The sequence below is a fragment of the Streptomyces mutabilis genome, from assembly GCF_046628145.1.
GTDB classification, from domain to species: domain Bacteria; phylum Actinomycetota; class Actinomycetes; order Streptomycetales; family Streptomycetaceae; genus Streptomyces; species Streptomyces mutabilis.
On sequence record NZ_CP176874.1, the window covers coordinates 4,027,112 to 4,042,881 of the forward strand.

A 15,770-nucleotide genomic window follows, 5' to 3' on the forward strand; every position below is an offset into this window, starting at 1 on the left:
CCGCACGGGGCCGGTGTCAGCCGGCCCCGTGCAGCGTGAGGTCGACGACCAGGGCCCGGTGGTCGGTGTCGGCAAGGTCCAGGAACCGGGCGCGGTGCGCGGCGAACTCCTCGGAGACGAGGACGTGGTCGATCTGCACGCCGAACGCCGGGGCGGTCCGGGCCGGCCAGGTGACCGTGCGGTCGGCCCCGGCCGGCCGGGCCGCGTCGTACAGCCCCGTGTCGAGGATGCGGCGGAAGGCGGCGTGGTCCTGGGAGGCGTTGAAGTCCCCGGCGAGGACGGTCGGGGTCCCGTCGGCCCCGGCGACGGCGTCGCGCACCGCGTCCAGTTCCTCGCGCCACAGCCCGACCTGGTCCGGCAGCGGCGGCATCGGGTGGGCGAGCTGGAGCCGTACGGCGTGGCCGCGCACGTCGGCGACGGCGCCGGGCATGCCCATGGTGCCGGGAACGCCGGGGGCGTCCTCGAGCGGGAAGGCGCTGAGGATGACCGAGCCCTCGGAGCCGCCGCCCTCCACGGCCCGCCGGTGCGGGTAGTCGGCGGAGAGTTCGCGCCGCAGCGCCGCGTCGCACGTGTACTCGCACTCCTGCACGAACACGAGGTCCGGCTTCTCGCGCCGTACGGCGGAGATCAGCTCGTCGGTGCCCTGGCCGAACTCGACGTTGGAGGTCAGCACCCGCAGGTCGGCGAGCGGCGGTCCGGCGGGCTCGGCGGTCTTGCCGTACGGCTCGATGAACCACGCCAGCAGCCCCAGCAGCACGACTCCCCACACCGCCCCGGTCCACCACCGGGCGAGCAGCGTCAGCAGCAGTCCGGCGCCGGCCGGTACGAGCAGCCAGGGCAGGAAGGCGAGCAGCTGCGGTACGGGGGTGACGCCGTCGGTGTCGGCGGCGCGGCAGCCGACGACCACGCTCACCCCGGCGAACAGCAGGCCCGCGCACCACGCCCCGAACCGCCGCCCTCCGGAGCGGCGGGCCGCCGGCCGGTCGCGGGAGTCCGTCCATTCGCCGGTCGCCGTGTCGGTGTCCAAGTCCCGGCCCTTCGCTCGCGGGTGCGGTGCCTGCCTTGCGCTGCCTGTCCCGGCGGTGCCTGTCTTGCGGGTGCGTGTGCCTTGCGGTGCCTGTCTCGGCGGTGCGTGCCTTGCGGTGCCTCGTCCCGCGGGGCATGCCTCCGCGATGTCCGGATCCTCCCTCAAAGACGGGAGCGGCGGGTGGAAAGTTGCGCTCCCCACGCTTCCGCGACTTCCGCTTGCCCGGTGGGGAGGGCGGTTCAGAGCCGGGCGCGGGGCGGCCGGGACGGTGCCGGGCCGACGGGTGGGCCCGCGGGCGCCCGGCGGCGGCTCAGCAGGTGGCCGTACCGGCCGGTGAGCCAGGAGGCGAGGGCGACCGCGAGGCCGAGGCCGACCAGCAGCCAGGCGGCGGTGCGCAGGGTCTCGGTGAGGGCGTCGTAGACGACGCCCGCGGCCGGGCCGTCCACCGCGCCGGGCAGTCCGGCGAGGGTGACCCGGCGGCCGATCACGACGGCGAGGGCGAGCAGCGCCCCGCCGAGCGCGGTACCGATCCCGGCGGCCGTGACCGCGCGCCGGCGGCAGGCGGCGACGGCGATGCCGGTGAGCGCGAAGACGACGGCCGCGAGCGGCAGCCAGAAGGCGGCGACGTCGAGCACGTGGTAGCCCTTCCTGAGCCGGTCCGCCTCGTGGGCCGGGAGCACGGTGACCGCGGTGTGCCGGACCGGGATGCGCCGCGCGAAGGGCACGTTGTCCTCGGCGAGGCGGTCCTTGACGCGGGCGGTGACGGGGGCCAGGTCGACGGTGACGGGGCGGCCGGCCGTCCGGTCGTCCCGCAGGGCGCGCAGGACGGCCTCGTGCACGGTCCGGTTGGCCTCGTTCCAGCCCTCGCGGAAGGCATCGGTCCGCGTGAACGAGCGTGCCGCGTCCTCCACGAAGTCCCGCACAGTGCCGTGCAGCGGGCCGGCCGCCGCGACCTCGCCCGCGACACCGTCGCCCACGGCGTCCGCGACCGCGTCCCGGACGTCCGGGTCCCCGGCGAGCGGGGCCATGACGGCGACGTACCGCCCGGTGTCGGCCAGCCCGTACGCCGCCCAGGCGGCCAGCGTGCCGCACGGCGCGAGCAGGCAGGCGAGGGCGATCAGGGCGGCCGACAGGGCGGTGCGAGGACGTGGGGACACCCCTCCAGGCAAGGACCCGCGCGTGGCGGGGGCGACCGGGGCGACTGCATATGGCCGCCCCGGGCCCATCGAACGGGCGCCGCCCCGGTCCGCCCGCTCACGCGGGCGGGCGTGCGGCTTCCCGGGGACGCCGCGGTGGCGGCGCGGCGGGGAGCCGGTGGTGCTCCTCGCCGCCCTCGCCGCCCCGCTGACCGACCGGATGCCGCGCGGCCCCTCAGGCGATGCGGTGGCCCTCCGCGTCCTCGCAGGTGTAGTAGCGGTAGAACAAGGCGCCGGTGACCGCAGCCGCGACCAGCAGGGACACCAGGACGCAGGTGAACATGGCCACGCCGCTGCGGGAGTACAGGAACCCCACCGCGCTGCCCGCGAACGCGCCCCACAGCACCGCGTGGCCCTCGCGGGGCAGCCGCTGGGCGACCGCGCGGACCACGGCGTAGAGGATGGCGAACGCGAGCGCGGTCATGAAGCCGAACAGCAGGTTCCAGCCGGTGATGGGGCCGCCGCGGCGGCTGATGGACGCGGCCCAGTAGCCGTAGACCAGTCCGGCCAGGACGGGCAGCGCCCACTTCGCCATCAGGTGGGTCCGCTCGCTGAACACGTCGGGCAGGGCGTTCGGCGCACGGCCGCGTGCGCCCCTTCCGGTGGAGGTGCCGGTTGTCGGTACCGCGTGAGCCATGAGAGCACTCCTCTCGCCTCGCCCCCGCCTACCAGGGCACACCTGCCCGCGCCGACCGGCAAGTCAGGATGCGGGCAGCCGGGGACCGTGTTTCGCTGGGGCCCGTGAGGGGTCGCGTCCGCAGGCCGGTGCGCGGCCGGTGGCGGCCGCTCGGCCGGCTCGTCCACGCCGCCGGCCAGGGCGACGCCGTGTCCCGGCACGAACTGCTCAGCGTGCGCGGCCACAGCGTGGGCTGGCTGTTCCCGCTGCTGATGCTCGTCGCCATCGCGGCGATCGACACCGCGACCGGCGCCTTCCACATCATCTCCTGGACCGTCCTCGTGCCCGGCGTCGCCGCGGCGATCTGCGGAGTGCGGGTCACGGCCGTGTTCGCGGTCGCCGCCGTCGCCGTCTACGTCCTCGCCGACACCACCTGGCAGCACCGTGAGCAGACCGGACTGCCCGGCCTGATCCTGGTCACCCTCGGCGGGTGCATCGCCGTGCTGGCCGCCGCGGTCCGGGTCGGCCAGGAGCAGCGCATGCTGCACATGCGGGACATCGCCGAGACCACCCGGCGCACCGTGCTGCGCCCGATCCCGGCCGGTTTCGGCGGCCTCGACCACGCCGCCGTCTACCTCTCCGCCGACACGGTGGCCCGGGTGGGCGGCGACTTCTACGACATCCAGCCCGGCCCGCACGGCACCCGCGTCCTCGTCGGCGACGTGCAGGGCAAGGGGCTGGGCGCGGTGGAGACGGCCGCCGCGCTGCTCGGCACGTTCCGCGAGGCGGCGTACCACGAGCCGGACCTCGCCACGGTCGCCGAACGCCTGGAGATCCGCATCCGGCGCCACCGCGCGCACACCGCGGCCCTCGGCCGGTCCGACGGCGACCGTTTCGCCACCGCCGTGCTGATCGGCTTCAGCCAGGACCTGCCGGACGCCGTCGAGGCCGTCGTCTTCGGCCACGAGCCCCCGCTGGCGGCCGGACCCGGCGGCGTACGGTTCCTGCCGGTCACCGGCGGGCTGCCGCTGGGCATGGGCGACCTCCTCCCCGGTCCGTCGACGCCACCGGTCACCCGGCAGGCCCTCGGCCCCCGGGAGACGCTGCTGGTGGTCACCGACGGGGTGACGGAGGCGCGCGACGCCGCGGGCTGCTTCTACCGGCACGCCGACGACGTCGCCCGCGCCGTCACCGCCGACCCCGCGAACGCCGCGCCGTCCCGGCTGGTGGCGCTCGTGCGGGACGGCACGCTGCGGCACTGCCGGGGGCGGCTCTCGGACGACACCACGGTCTTCGCGGTACGGCGCAGGGGCGGACCGGCGTACGGCTGAGTGCCCCGCTTTGCAGCCGCAGCGGTTAACGTGCTGCCGTACGTGATCGACAGGGGGAGGGGACATGCCCGGAACCGTGCTGCTGCTCGCGGCGTCGCCCGTGGGCAAGGGGTGCCTGGTGGACGCCGCCTCCGTGCTCCCGGTGCTGGCGGCCGTGGAGCCCGCCGTGCTCTCCGGCGCCGACACCGCGAACGTCGTCGAGCTCGCCGACCCGCTGGAGCCGCAGGCCGTCCTCACCCGGCTGCGTGCCGCCGCGGCGGCCCCCGGACCGCTGACCGTCTACGTCGTCGGGCAGCTCCAGCTCGACCGGCGCCAGCGCCTGCCGCACCTCGCGCTGGCCCGCACCACCCCGGCGACCGTCCGCTACACCGCGCTGCCCTGGCACTGGATCAAGGAGGAGCTGAGGCTGCGGCCGAGCGGCGCGACGACGCTGCTGCTCGATCTGCACGCCGACCAGGAGACCTGGCAGTGGCTGCGGGCGAACCCGCTGGACTGCGGTCGCAACAACGCGGTTCACGGTCGTATCGCGCCGCCGCCCTCGCGGCGGACGGTGGCGACCCCGGCGTACATGCGGGCCGTGGCGACGATCCTGCGCAGCGGACACCGGCCGCCGACGGACCAGCTGCACCAGCAGGCGCTGGCCCGTGTCGCGGCCGACGCCGCGGCCGGCGGCACGCCGTCCGGGGCGGACCTCGTGCTGACCGTGCCGGGGCCCGCCGCGGGCGACCCGCACGCCGTCATCGCCGCCGCCGTGCAGTCCGGCCGGCACGCGGACGCGGACGCGCTCGCCGCCCGGCACGAGGCGGCCGCCGCCCACGCGCACGGGCCCGCGTCCGAGGACGCGCTGCACTGGGCGGAGGTCCGGGCCGACCTGGCGATGTTCGCGGGGGACCCGGTGCGCAGCTGCCGGGCCTGGCTGACGGTCGCCGAGACCCGCCTGGGCGCCGGCCAGCCGCCCGGGGCGCCCGCCGTGGAGGCGGCCGTCGACCGGGCCCACCACCAGTGGGGCCGGGTCCGCGACGCCGGCGCCGCCCGTGAACTGGGCACGGCACTCGCCGCGCTGCGGGGCCGGGTGCCGGGCCGGCGCGAGGGCGCCCTGGACCATGTGCAGCGGGAGCTGAGCCGGTTGCAGACACAGGGCTGAGCGAGGCGGGGCCCCGGTGCGGCGGCCCGGGGCGCACCTGGCCGGTGTGCGCCCGCGTGCGCGTCATGGAAGCGGCGTACGGACCCTCCCCCGCGCGCAACAGCGGTGCCATGATGGTGAGTTATGGCTGAGGGGGATGGAGTGGTGACGCGCGGTATCCGCATCCGGCTGGACGGGACCGCGAGCGAGAGTGACATCGGCGCCCTGCACAAATGGCTCGAACGGGAGAAACCGCTCGCGGATCTGGCCCGGACCGACCAGCTGCGCATCGACGAACGGAGCCGGACCGACGAGGCCGGCGCCCCGATGGGCATCGGCATGGACATCGTCGTGGCGGTGATCGGGGGCGCCGCCGGTGCGATGTTCCAGACGGTGGTGGACCAGGTCATCCGTTCCGTGGAGGCATGGCGGGCCAACCGCCGCGCGGTGGAGGACGGCGAGCCTCCCGAGGCCAGCGTCGAGCCGGTGCGTCCCGACGACAGGTAGGCGGCCGGTGACCGGTCACGACTCGCGGGGGAAGGCGAACACCGGTTACGACCCGCGTGGAAAGGCGAACCGGGCGCTGCTGGTCGGGGTGTCCGAGTACGACAACACGGCGCCCCCGGACGGTGTGCCCGGCGACCTCCCGGCGGTCAAGCACAACCTGAACCAACTGGCGGAGGCTCTGCGGCACGGCGGGGTGTTCGGCGACCGGGAGATCGCGGTGTGCCGTTCTCCCGACCAGGTCACCTTCGGCCGGGAGCTGTGGACAGCCACGAAGGAGGCCGAGGGCGTCCTGCTGCTGTACTTCGCCGGGCACGGGGCGATACCGAACGCCGGTGACGAGCTGTTCCTCCAGATGCGCAACGCGCGCGTGGTCGCCGGCGGGCACGCGGTCTTCCCCGGCGCGGAGATGTTCAGCACCGTGCAGGCGGTGCTCGCCGCCAGTCCGGCCCGGCGGATCGTGATCGTCCTCGACTGCTGCTTCGCGGGCAACGCCGCCTGGATCCGCCCCGATCCGCGGGACAAGCGGCGCGTGCTGCTGCTGATGAGCGTGCAGGCCAACCACCGGATCGACGCGGGCGATCCCGAGACGCCGACACCGTTCACCGCCGAGCTGGTGGCGCTGTTGAAGGAGGGTGGCGACGTCTCGTTCCGCGCTCTCGCGGACGGCCTGCGGACGCGGATGGCCGCCGCCGGGCGCCGGACGGTGCGGGGTGACGCCTGGGAGCCGGAGAGCCGCGTCGAGCCGGGGGAGGACGTGCTCCTCGCCGCCGGTGCGAAGGCCCTCGACGGGTCGGCAGGTCCTGCGCCTGACCTGGGGCCCGGGTCTGTGCCTGGTTCCGGGCCCGGTGGTGGTCGTGTGCCCGGTCCCGGCCCAGGTGCCGGCCCCGTGCCGGGTCCTGGCCCTGTGCCGGGTCCTGGCCCTGTGCCGGGTCCTGGCCCCGATCCCACGCCCGGCCCCGCCCCCGGAGCCGGTCCGGAGCCCGGCCCCCACCCCCACCCCCGACCCGAACCCGATCCCGCGCCCGGCCCGGGGTTCCTCCGCCGGGCCCTGGCGCGGCTGGTCAGGCTGCTGGGTGCCGTCGGCGGAGCCGGGCGGGCGCTGGTCCGCGGCATCGTTCGCGTCGCCGACTCCCTGGTGCCCGGGCCGGAGCCGGGCGGATGGGCCCGGCGGCTGGTCGTCGGGGCCGCGGCGCTGCTCGTCCTGGCCGCCGGCGGCTTCGGCGTCCATCAGCTCACCGGCCGCCCCGACGGCCCGCCCTCCTGTGCCCCGCCCCTGGAGCTGCGCGTCCTGACCGACCCCGACCTCGAACCCACCGTCCGGGCCGCCGCCGACGCGTACCTGACGTCCGGGGAGAACACCACCGACGACGGCTGCCGGCTCAGCGGCATCACCGTCTACAGCGCGGGCGCCGCCGACGCGGTCACCGCCCTGCGCAAGCAGACCCGCGCCTGGCAGGAGCCCCCCGACGACGACACCAACCCGCAGCGCGACGTCGGCCCGCAGCCCGACGTGTGGATACCCGGCTCGCCCGCCGACGCCGCCCGGGTCACCGCGGGGCAGGACACCGACGCCGTGGCCGAACTGGACGCCGACGAGGAGCCCATCGCGTACTCCCCGATCGTGCTCGCCGTGCCCCAGGATCTCGCCGCCGACGCCCGCGACGAGCGCACCGGCCCGCCGCTCACCGGCATGATCGACGCCCTGCGCGCCCGGGACGCGTCCGCCCGGGTGCGCCGTCCCGACCCCGAGCACACCGACACGGGGCTGCTCGCGACGATCGGCCTGTACCGCGGCACCGGCGACACCTCCCGTGACCGCCGCCGCGCCGAGGACCGGGTCGCCCAGACCGGCCCGCCCGCGCCGACCGCCGCCGAGCTGCTGTGCTCGCTGCCCGACGACGACGCCGTCGACAACCGCACCGCGGCCCTCGTCCCCGAGTTCCTGCTGAAGAGCGGCGTCGGCTGTGACAGCGCCCGCCGCACCCCGCGCATGGCGCAGTACCCCGGCGACGTACCCGGCCTGGAGCCCCTCTTCGTCCGGGTCCGCTGGCAGGGCGCCGACCGCGACCGGGCGGACCGGGACCGCGCGGCGGACGGCTTCCGGCGGTGGCTCGCAGGGGAGGGGGGCCGGGCGGCGTTCGCCCGGGACGGCTTCCGGGCGGCCGGCGGTGACCGTGCCCTGCTGGACACCAAGGCCGACGGAGTGCTGCACGCGCCGTCCCCGCTGACCGAGTCCGCCGGACGGGACGCGATGGAGGCGTCCCTGGAGGGCTACAAGGGCGCCAACGGCCCCGGCCGGGTGCTGTTCCTGCTGGACGGCTCCGGCTCCATGGCCGGCCAGTGGGAGGGGCCCAGCGGCGGCCCCGGCCTGCTGAAACAGTCCCTGGGCGGCCTCGGCGAACGGGACGAGTACGCCGTGTGGGAGGTGTCCGGCACCGGCGGGGACACGTACGAGCCCCTGCTGTCCTTCGGCCGGCACACCCGCGAGGCGGCCGAGCGCACCATCGACCGCGGGGCCCGGGTCCGGGACGCCGAGGCCGACCCGCTCGGCGCGCTGCTGGCGGCGCTCGACGCCATGAGGCAGCGCGGAGCCGAGGACGAGCGCCCCGGGCTGATCGTCTTCGTCACCGACGACGAGGACGTGGGCGCGCTCAGCGGCGACCGCTTCGGCGACCTGCTGGTCCTCGCCCGCGCGGTGGACGTACCCGTCGCGATGGTCTCCCTCAAGGGCGGCGCGTGCGACGAGGGGAAGCCGGACGCCCAGGTCTCCGAGGCGAGCGGCGGCCGCTGCGTGGACGCCGACGAGGACCTCGGCGCCGCCCTGCACGACGAGGTCGCGCGCATCGGCACGGGGGAGGCCTGATGGTCCGACGACGGCAGATGCCGCGACTCCGGCACTCACGGGGCCCACGTCAGTCACAACGGTCACGGCGCCGGTGGCTCGCCGTCCTGCCGGCCGCGGTGCTCCTGCTTCTGCCGACCGCGTGCAGCGGCGGTGGCGACGGCGGTGGCGTGCCCGCCGCCACCCCCTCCACCGGCGTACCCGGCGACATCGTGGTCGCCAGCGGCCGGGACGTCACCGGCAAGAACGGCATCCGCCAGCGGCTCATCGACGCCTGGAACACCGAGCAGGAGAAGGCGGGCACCGGCTACCGCGCCCGGCTGGTCGAACTGCCCGGGAACGCCGACGAACAGCGCAGTCAGCTGCTCGGCGCGCTCCAGTCCGGCAGCGCCGCCTACGACGTGGTCAACCTCGACGTCACCTGGGTCCCGGAGTTCGCCGCCGCGGGCCTGATCAGTCCGCTGCCCGGGTCGCTGCTCGACAAGGACGTCATCCCGGCCGTGGCGAGTACGGCCCGCTGGCGGGGCGAGGTGTACTCCGCGCCCTTCAACAGCGACGTCGGCCTGCTCTACTACCGGCGCGACCACCTGCGGCAGGCGGGCGTCGAGCGCCCCGACCTGACGGGCGGCCTGGACTGGCCGCAGCTGAAGCGGCTGATCTCCACCCTCGACGACCACAAGCCCGAGGGCTACGAGAAGGGGTGGACGACCCAGCTCGCCGGCTACGAGGGGCGCACGGTCAACGCCGTGGAGGCGTTCGCGTCCGCCGCGGGGGACGAGTTCGCGCTCACCGACGAGGACGGCCACTACGACGCCACCGTCGAGGAGCTGACGGAGGGCATCACCGAACTGCGCCGCCGCACCGAGGCGGGGACCGTCCTGCCGGACGCGTTCGACTCCGACGAGGCGGCCTCCCTCGGCGACTTCGCCGCCGGCCGAACCACATTCCTGCGGCACTGGCCGTACGTGTACCCCGCGCTGCACCAGTCGTTCCCGGGCGGCGACCGGCTCGGTGTGACCGCGCTGCCGGGGCGGGCCGTGCTCGGCGGCCAGAACCTCGCCGTGACCGCGGGATCGCCCCGGGCGTCGAAGGCCGCCGAGCTGATCAGGTACCTGACCGGGAGGGAGAGCGAGCGCTGCCTGCTCGACGCCGGTTTCGCGGCGACGCGCACCTCCGCGTACACGGACGACGCGGTGACGTGCGCGGTGGCCGCCGCGACGCCCTCGGCGGCACCGACCGGCGAGGGCGCCGACACGGTGCCGCGTGACGCCGCAGGGCGGCCGGAGTACGCCCGCGACGTCCTGCTGCCCGCCCTCCGGGACGCGGTCCACCGTCCGCGCACACCGCTGTACGGGGCGTTCACCCAGACCTTCACCACCGAACTGGGAGCCCTGTTCGCCGATGACCCGCCGGGCGACGCGGAGCTGGCGCGGCGGCTGGACGAGGCGCTGCGGCGCGCCCTGCCGGAGTGACCGGCCCGGTGGCCGGAGCCGGCGGCCGGCAGCGGTGCCGAGTGGTCAGTGGTCAGTCGGGCCGGTGGCCAATGGTCAGTGGCCCACGGTGACCAGCGGGTCGGTGACCGATTCCGGGACCGCGTCCGTGACCGGGGTGGTGTCCTGTTCCGTGGCGGGCGCCGGGGCGCGCGCCGTGCCCGCCGGTCCCGCGTTCGAGGCCAGCACCAGGCACGTCACGGCGGTGACGGCGGCGGCGACGGCCCTGGCGTGCCTCCCCCAGTGCCTGAAGGGCCTGGGAGGTATCCCCAGGACGGTGCGTGTGCGTACGGGCACGGCGTCCTCTGCGGATCGTGTCAAGTGCGGTTAAGCGCGCTTAATCCGCGGTTTAACCTAGAGCCGCCGGGGCAGAACGGCAAGAGCCGCAGGGGGAGTTGGCAGTGGGCGACCGCGACGACCGGGAGACCATCGGACGCAGGGTGCAGCGGCTGCGGGCAGAGCGCGGGATGACCCAGCGTCAGCTCGCCGAACCGGCCTACACCCCCGCCTACATATCCACCCTGGAGGCCGGCCGGGTCCGCCCCTCCGAGGAGGCGCTGCGGCACCTCGCCGAGCGGCTCGGCGTCGGCTACGAGGAGCTGGCCACCGGGCGCCCGGCGCGGCTCGCCACCGATCTGCGGCTGCGGCTCACCGAGGCGCAGCGCGCGCTCGCCACCGAGGGCGCCGAGGAGGCGGCCGGGCAGTACGCCGGGCTGCTCGCCGAGGCCGAGGCGTACGAGCTGCCCGAGGAGCGGGCCGCCGCGCTGCTCGGGCTCGGCGAGTGCGCCGTGGAGACCGGTGAACTGGTCACCGGACGCCAGTACTTCGAGCAGGCCGAGCAGTGCCTCGCCGACGCCGGCGCCCCGCTGCCCGCCCGGGTACCCGCCCTGCGCGGACGCGCCCTCGCCCACTACCTCGCCGGTGAACTCCGCTACGCCGTCTACCTCCTCGAAACCACCCTCGACGAGCTGAACCGCGGCGGCCTGCACGACCCCGACGCGCTGCTGCTCCTCTACGCCAGCGCCATCGGCCCCTACATGGACATGGGCGCCCACGCCCGCGCCGCCCAGGCCGCCGAGCTCGCCCTCTCCCTCGCCCCCAGCGCCGGCGACCCCGCACTGGTCGCCCGCATGCACCGCTCCGTCGCCCGCACCCTGCTCGCCGAGGGCCGCCTCGCCGAGGCCGACGCGTCGCTCGCCAAGGCGGCCGAGCTGTACCGCACGCTGCAACTCCGTACCGAACTGGCCAACTGCCACTGGATGCGCGGCTACGTCTGCGCCCAGAACGGGGAACTGCCGCGCGCGGAGGCGGAGATGCGGGAGGCCCTCGGCATGCTCGCCGCCAGCCGCGCCACCCTCTACAGCAGCCAGGTCGCCGTCGAGCTGGCCGACGTACTGCACCGCCGGGGCAAGTCCGCCGAGGCCGCCGAACTGCTGCACGGGGTGCTGGACGACCTGTCCTCCGAGCGCGGCGCGGTGCACTCCGCGGGCGCGCACCGGCTGCTCGGCATCATCGCCGAGGACGCCCGGGACACCGAGGCGGCCGAGGAGCACTACGTCCGCGCGCTGAGCCTGCTGGAGCGGGCGGGCGCGGCCGGCGACCTGGCCGACCTGTGCCGGCTCCTCGGCGACCTGCTGCGCCGCACCGGCCGGGTGGAGGCGGCCCTGGACGCCTACCGCACCGGCCTCGGGCACCGTACGGCGCCCGGTACGACGACCCTGGGGCCGGCGCCCGCACAGCCGCCGCTGTAGGGAATCCTGGGCGGCGCACAGCGGCGCCGGTTAGCGTGCCCGCGAGGTTCGGGAGGAGTGGGACGAGGCACGTGGACGACCGACGGGTGGTGACGGGACGGACGGTGGCGGACGCCGTCCGGCTCACCGTGCGCGCGCTGGTGTACGCCGTGCTCGGCGGCACCGCGCTGCTCGCCATCGCGACCGTCGTCTCGGTGCTGGGGCCGGCGCTGACGCTGGACCTCTACACGCCCGCGGTGGCCGCCTGGTGGACGGTGTTCACCGCCGTCGTCGTCCAGGGCGTGCCGTTCCTGCTGCTGGGCACGGTCGTCTCGGCGGCGATCGGGGCGTTCGTGCCGGAGCGGGTCTTCCGCCGCCTGCTCCCCCGCAACCAGGCCCTCGCGGTGCCGGTCGCCGGGGCGGCGGGCGTGGTCCTGCCGGGCTGCGAGTGCGCGTCGGTGCCGGTGGCCGGGAGCCTGATGCGGCGCGGGGTGGCCCCGGCGGCGGCCCTCGCCTTCCTGCTTTCGGCGCCCGCGATCAACCCGGTGGTGCTGGTGGCCACGTCGATCGCTTTCCCCGGGCAGCCCGCGATGGTCGGCGCGCGCCTGGTCGCCTCGCTCGCGGCGGCGGTGGTGATGGGCTGGCTGTGGGCCCGGTTCGGGAAGGACGAGTGGCTGCGGCTGCCGAGGACCCGTACCGCTCCGGAGGCCTCCTCCCGGGGCTGGGCCGGCTTCGTCGCCGGGCTGCGGCACGACTTCCTGCACGCGGGCGGCTTCCTGGTGGTCGGCGCGGGCGCGGCGGCGGCCTTCAACATCACCGTCCCCCGCTCCGTCCTGGACGTCTTCACCGACTCGGCCTGGCTGTCCGTGCTGCTGCTCGCGGTCCTCGCGGTGGTGCTGTGCGTGTGCAGCGAGGCGGACGCCTTCGTCGCCGCCTCGCTGAGCGGGTTCTCGCCGACCGCGCGGCTGGCGTTCATGGTGGTGGGGCCGATGGTCGACCTGAAGCTGATCGCCCTGCAGACCGGCACCTTCGGGCGGGCCTTCGCGGTGCGGTTCGCGTCGGTGACGTGGGTGGTGGCCGTGGCGAGCAGTGTGCTGGTGGGGTGGTGGCTGCTGTGAGGCGGTACGGACCGGCGGTCCTGCTCGCGCTGACCGGCGCGGCGGTGCTGCGCATCTCGCTCTTCGGCGACCTGTACCTGCGGTACGTGCAGCCGGGCTTGCGGCCGTACCTGATCGTGTCCGGTGCGGTGCTGGTGCTGCTCGCGGCGGTGACGACGGCGACGACGGCGCGTGCGGCGCCGGGGGCCGGGGAGGACCAGGGGTCCGAGCGCGACCCCGGCCCGGCACCCGCCGACCGGCCTGCGGACGACCAGGCGCCCGGCCACGCGTCCGACCACGCGTCCGACAACGCACCCGACCAGGCGCCCGGCCACGCGTCCGATGACGCACCCGACCACGCACACACCCACGGCCCCGTCGGCCCCCGAGTCGCCTGGCTGCTCACCCTGCCCGCCCTCGCCCTGCTGCTGTTCCCGCCGCCCGCCCTGGGCTCCTACAGCGCCGAGCGCGAGGCGGCACAGCGTGCGGCGCAGGGCGTCGGGACCTTCCCGGCGCTGCCGTCCGGGGACCCGGTGGAGCTGACCCTCGCCGAGTTCGGCTCCCGCGCGGTCTACGACAGCGGACGGTCCCTCACCGGCCGCACCGTCCGCCTGACCGGCTTCGTCACCCGCGACGACGGGGTCTGGTACGTCACCCGGCTCCAGGTCTCCTGCTGCGCCGCCGACGCCACCACCGGCAAGGCCGAGATCCGCGGGGCCGACGCGCCGCCCGCCGACACCTGGGTCACGGTCACCGGCACCTGGCACCCGGAGGGAGCGCTCGGCTCGGACGCGGCCTGGCCGCCGGTCCTCGACGCGACGGACGTACGGCGGGTGGAGCAGCCCGCGAACCCGTACGAGAAGCGCTGAGACCTCGTACGCGACCCGCCGGCGGCCCGTGTTTCCCCCGTTCGGGCACGGGTAGTCGAGCCTGCGGCCGCGTCGGAGAAGGAGGCGGTACGCGTGCGGCCCAGCGAGGAACCCGCCTGGCCCCCGGACGGGACACGCGCCGCCGAGGCGATCGCCGCCCAGGTTCGCGGCGCCCCGCCCGGAGAGGTGCCGGGCCGCCTGTGCCGGATGGCGGTGCGGCTGCTGCCGGTGACCGGCGCGAGCGCGTCGCTGCGCGGCGAGGGCGTGCCGGTGCGGCTGTGCGCCAGCGGTGACCGGGCCTCGTACCTGGCGGAGATCCAGGCCACCCTGGGCGACGGCCCCTGTGTGAGCGCCGCCGAGGCGGGCGCCCCGGTGCTCGCCTGCGACCTGACGTCGGACGCGGACGCGGGGCGGTGGCCCGTCTTCGCCCAGCAGGCGACGGCCGTCGGCGTACGGGCGGTGTACGCGCTGCCGCTGGGCAGCGACGCCGTGTGCCTGGGCACCCTCGACCTCTACCGGGACACCCCCGGCGGGCTGACCGGCCCCCAGCTGAGCACGGCACGGCTCGTGGCCGGGGTGATGACGGTGGCGCTGATGGCGCTGCCGCGCGGGGAGGAAGCCTGGCTGGACGAGCTGGCCGGCGACCACGACGAGGTCTACCGCGCGGTCGGCATGATCATGGCCCAGCTGGGTGTCGGCGCCGACGAGGCCCTGGCCCGCCTGCGCGCGGACGCCTTCGCCCGCGGCCGCAGCGCCTACGACGTGGCCCGCGAGGTACTGGCCCACCGCCAACGCTTCGAGCGCGACCGGTAGGGCCGCCGGGCGGGGTGCCCAGGGTGGCGATTGACAGGACCCGTCGGGCAGGGTGCCCGGATTCGCGACCGATCGGATCTGCCGGGCGGGGTGCCGGACCCGTGACCGGCAGGTCCCGCCGGGCGGGGTGCCGGACCCGCGCTCGGCAGGTCCCGCCGGACGGGGTGCCCGGACCTCCACCGACAGCCCCCGGCCAGGGTGCGCCCCCACTGACAGCCCCGGGCCAGGGTGCCGCCCCCACAGACAGCCCCGGCCAGGGTGCCGCCCGCACCGACAGCCCCGGGCCAGGGGGTGCCCCCCACCGACAGCCCCCGCCGGCCAGAGCGCCCGGCCGCGCCTAGACCTGCGCCCGCCCCTGTCGCCGCACCTCCGCCAGGCGTGCCGCGCCCGCCTCCACGGCCGCCAGGGTCGCGTCGTCGGCCGGTTCGTCGAGGGTGCCGTTGGTGAGGCTGATCGCGTCGTCGCCGAGGCGTACGGCGGCGAGGGACACCGTGAGGACGGCGTCCTCGGCGTGCACCGTCACCCGTAGGCCCTGCCGGGCGTCCCCCGCCCCGGGCAGTGTCACGCCGGTGACCCGGACGTCCCGGGGGACGCCGCGTGCGGCGCGGGCCGTGAAGTGCCCGCACGTGTCCGGCAGCGTGCCGAGCCAGGCCAGCGTGGCGTCGATGTCGGCGGCGCGGTGGGAGGTGATCCGGTAGTGGAGCTGGGCCCCGCCCGTCACCTCGTCCAGGGCGGTGGCGGCCCGCGGGGCGGTGTCGGCGCCGAAGAGGTCCTCGGTGTAGAGGACGTCCAGCAGCCGGGCGCAGTCGGGCCGCCCGGCGGTCGACTTGAGCACCGCGTCCCGCCAGGTCGCCGCACCCCGCGTCGGCTCCCACGCTCCTTCCAGGTCGGCCGCCGTGATCAGGGCCGCCGTCGCCTGCTCCCGGGTGAGCACGGGCGGCACGGTGGCGGACGGAAGCGCGGCCGGGGACTGCGGGGTCGCCGGCGCGGTGCCGGCCGGCCGGTCCGCTCCCCGCCCGCCGGTGGAGCAGGCGGCCGCCGTCAGCACCAGCAGCGCCGAGAGCGCGGCGGCGGGCAGCGGACGGGCGGCGAGCGCGGCGTGCTGCATCGGGGTGCCTCCTGGAGGGCC

General features: G+C 76.3%; 14 protein-coding genes. 9 read left to right on the forward strand and 5 right to left on the reverse strand.

Annotation, left to right across the window (positions count from 1 at the left end; all coding sequences use genetic code 11):
• Positions 1-16 precede the first annotated feature (16 nt).
• The 3 genes from ACLIN4_RS18055 to ACLIN4_RS18065 form a co-directional block, all read right to left on the reverse strand.
• A complete protein-coding gene (locus ACLIN4_RS18055; RefSeq protein ID WP_381910938.1) occupies positions 17-1,027 on the reverse strand; it encodes an endonuclease/exonuclease/phosphatase family protein in 1,011 nt (336 codons plus the stop codon).
• 239 nt (positions 1,028-1,266) lie between these two features.
• Positions 1,267-2,184 (reverse strand): hypothetical protein, encoded by a 918-nt coding sequence (locus tag ACLIN4_RS18060; RefSeq protein WP_290013097.1) that lies wholly within the window; start codon positions 2,182-2,184, stop codon positions 1,267-1,269.
• A 214-nt stretch (positions 2,185-2,398) separates the two neighbouring features.
• Positions 2,399-2,860, reverse strand: a complete 462-nt coding sequence (locus ACLIN4_RS18065) for a hypothetical protein (RefSeq protein WP_107480154.1) — start codon at positions 2,858-2,860, stop codon at positions 2,399-2,401.
• A gap of 68 nt (positions 2,861-2,928) precedes the next feature.
• On the opposite strand from ACLIN4_RS18065, the gene ACLIN4_RS18070 reads away from it, so the two are divergent.
• The 5 genes from ACLIN4_RS18070 to ACLIN4_RS18090 all read left to right on the forward strand — a co-directional run bounded on the left by ACLIN4_RS18070 (position 2,929) and on the right by ACLIN4_RS18090 (position 10,114).
• Entirely contained in the window at positions 2,929-4,170 is a 1,242-nt protein-coding gene (locus ACLIN4_RS18070) for a PP2C family protein-serine/threonine phosphatase (protein WP_107480153.1), read from the forward strand.
• A gap of 64 nt (positions 4,171-4,234) precedes the next feature.
• A complete protein-coding gene (locus ACLIN4_RS18075; RefSeq protein ID WP_289908579.1) occupies positions 4,235-5,314 on the forward strand; it encodes a hypothetical protein in 1,080 nt (359 codons plus the stop codon).
• A 123-nt stretch (positions 5,315-5,437) separates the two neighbouring features.
• Positions 5,438-5,800 (forward strand): hypothetical protein, encoded by a 363-nt coding sequence (locus ACLIN4_RS18080; RefSeq protein ID WP_107480575.1) that lies wholly within the window; start codon positions 5,438-5,440, stop codon positions 5,798-5,800.
• Positions 5,801-5,807: 7 nt separating this feature from the next.
• Positions 5,808-8,663, forward strand: a complete 2,856-nt coding sequence (locus ACLIN4_RS18085; RefSeq protein ID WP_411576005.1) for a substrate-binding domain-containing protein — start codon at positions 5,808-5,810, stop codon at positions 8,661-8,663.
• Between the two features lie 17 nt (positions 8,664-8,680).
• Complete coding sequence (locus ACLIN4_RS18090; protein WP_381911183.1) at positions 8,681-10,114, forward strand: extracellular solute-binding protein; 1,434 nt, start codon at positions 8,681-8,683, stop codon at positions 10,112-10,114.
• A 75-nt stretch (positions 10,115-10,189) separates the two neighbouring features.
• Here the strand turns inward: ACLIN4_RS18090 and ACLIN4_RS18095 are convergent, their stop codons facing one another.
• Positions 10,190-10,429, reverse strand: coding sequence for a hypothetical protein (locus tag ACLIN4_RS18095; protein ID WP_107480301.1), 240 nt, complete (start codon positions 10,427-10,429; stop codon positions 10,190-10,192).
• Between the two features lie 104 nt (positions 10,430-10,533).
• Here ACLIN4_RS18095 and ACLIN4_RS18100 point away from each other — a divergent pair, with 104 nt between their 5' ends.
• The 4 genes from ACLIN4_RS18100 (at position 10,534) to ACLIN4_RS18115 (ending at position 14,641) form a co-directional block, all read left to right on the forward strand.
• The gene (locus ACLIN4_RS18100; RefSeq protein ID WP_289908582.1) at positions 10,534-11,883 is read left to right on the forward strand and encodes a helix-turn-helix domain-containing protein; all 1,350 of its coding nucleotides are present in this window, start codon (positions 10,534-10,536) and stop codon (positions 11,881-11,883) included.
• A gap of 71 nt (positions 11,884-11,954) precedes the next feature.
• The gene (locus ACLIN4_RS18105) at positions 11,955-12,980 is read left to right on the forward strand and encodes a permease (RefSeq protein ID WP_382051568.1); all 1,026 of its coding nucleotides are present in this window, start codon (positions 11,955-11,957) and stop codon (positions 12,978-12,980) included.
• The gene (locus ACLIN4_RS18110; RefSeq protein WP_411576760.1) at positions 12,977-13,828 is read left to right on the forward strand and encodes a TIGR03943 family putative permease subunit; all 852 of its coding nucleotides are present in this window, start codon (positions 12,977-12,979) and stop codon (positions 13,826-13,828) included. Before ACLIN4_RS18105 ends, ACLIN4_RS18110 begins: the two co-directional genes overlap by 4 nt.
• Positions 13,829-13,921: 93 nt before the next feature.
• Positions 13,922-14,641: a GAF and ANTAR domain-containing protein gene (locus ACLIN4_RS18115; protein WP_257101641.1), complete on the forward strand. Its 720-nt coding sequence runs from the start codon at positions 13,922-13,924 to the stop codon at positions 14,639-14,641.
• Between the two features lie 337 nt (positions 14,642-14,978).
• Here the strand turns inward: ACLIN4_RS18115 and ACLIN4_RS18120 are convergent, their stop codons facing one another.
• Positions 14,979-15,749 (reverse strand): hypothetical protein, encoded by a 771-nt coding sequence (locus tag ACLIN4_RS18120; protein WP_289908585.1) that lies wholly within the window; start codon positions 15,747-15,749, stop codon positions 14,979-14,981.
• Positions 15,750-15,770 lie beyond the last annotated feature (21 nt).

What these genes read in the sequence shown, in the direction of transcription:
- ACLIN4_RS18075 (WP_289908579.1), top strand. Translation starts at nt 4,235, where the DNA reads ATGCCCGGAACCGTGCTGCTGCTCGCGGCGTCGCCCGTGGGCAAGGGG.
- ACLIN4_RS18080 (WP_107480575.1), top strand. Translation starts at nt 5,438, where the DNA reads ATGGCTGAGGGGGATGGAGTGGTGACGCGCGGTATCCGCATCCGGCTG.
- ACLIN4_RS18090 (WP_381911183.1), top strand. Translation starts at nt 8,681, where the DNA reads ATGCCGCGACTCCGGCACTCACGGGGCCCACGTCAGTCACAACGGTCA.
- ACLIN4_RS18070 (WP_107480153.1), top strand. Translation starts at nt 2,929, where the DNA reads ATGCGGGCAGCCGGGGACCGTGTTTCGCTGGGGCCCGTGAGGGGTCGC.
- ACLIN4_RS18065 (WP_107480154.1), bottom strand. Translation starts at nt 2,860, where the DNA reads ATGGCTCACGCGGTACCGACAACCGGCACCTCCACCGGAAGGGGCGCA.
- ACLIN4_RS18120 (WP_289908585.1), bottom strand. Translation starts at nt 15,749, where the DNA reads ATGCAGCACGCCGCGCTCGCCGCCCGTCCGCTGCCCGCCGCCGCGCTC.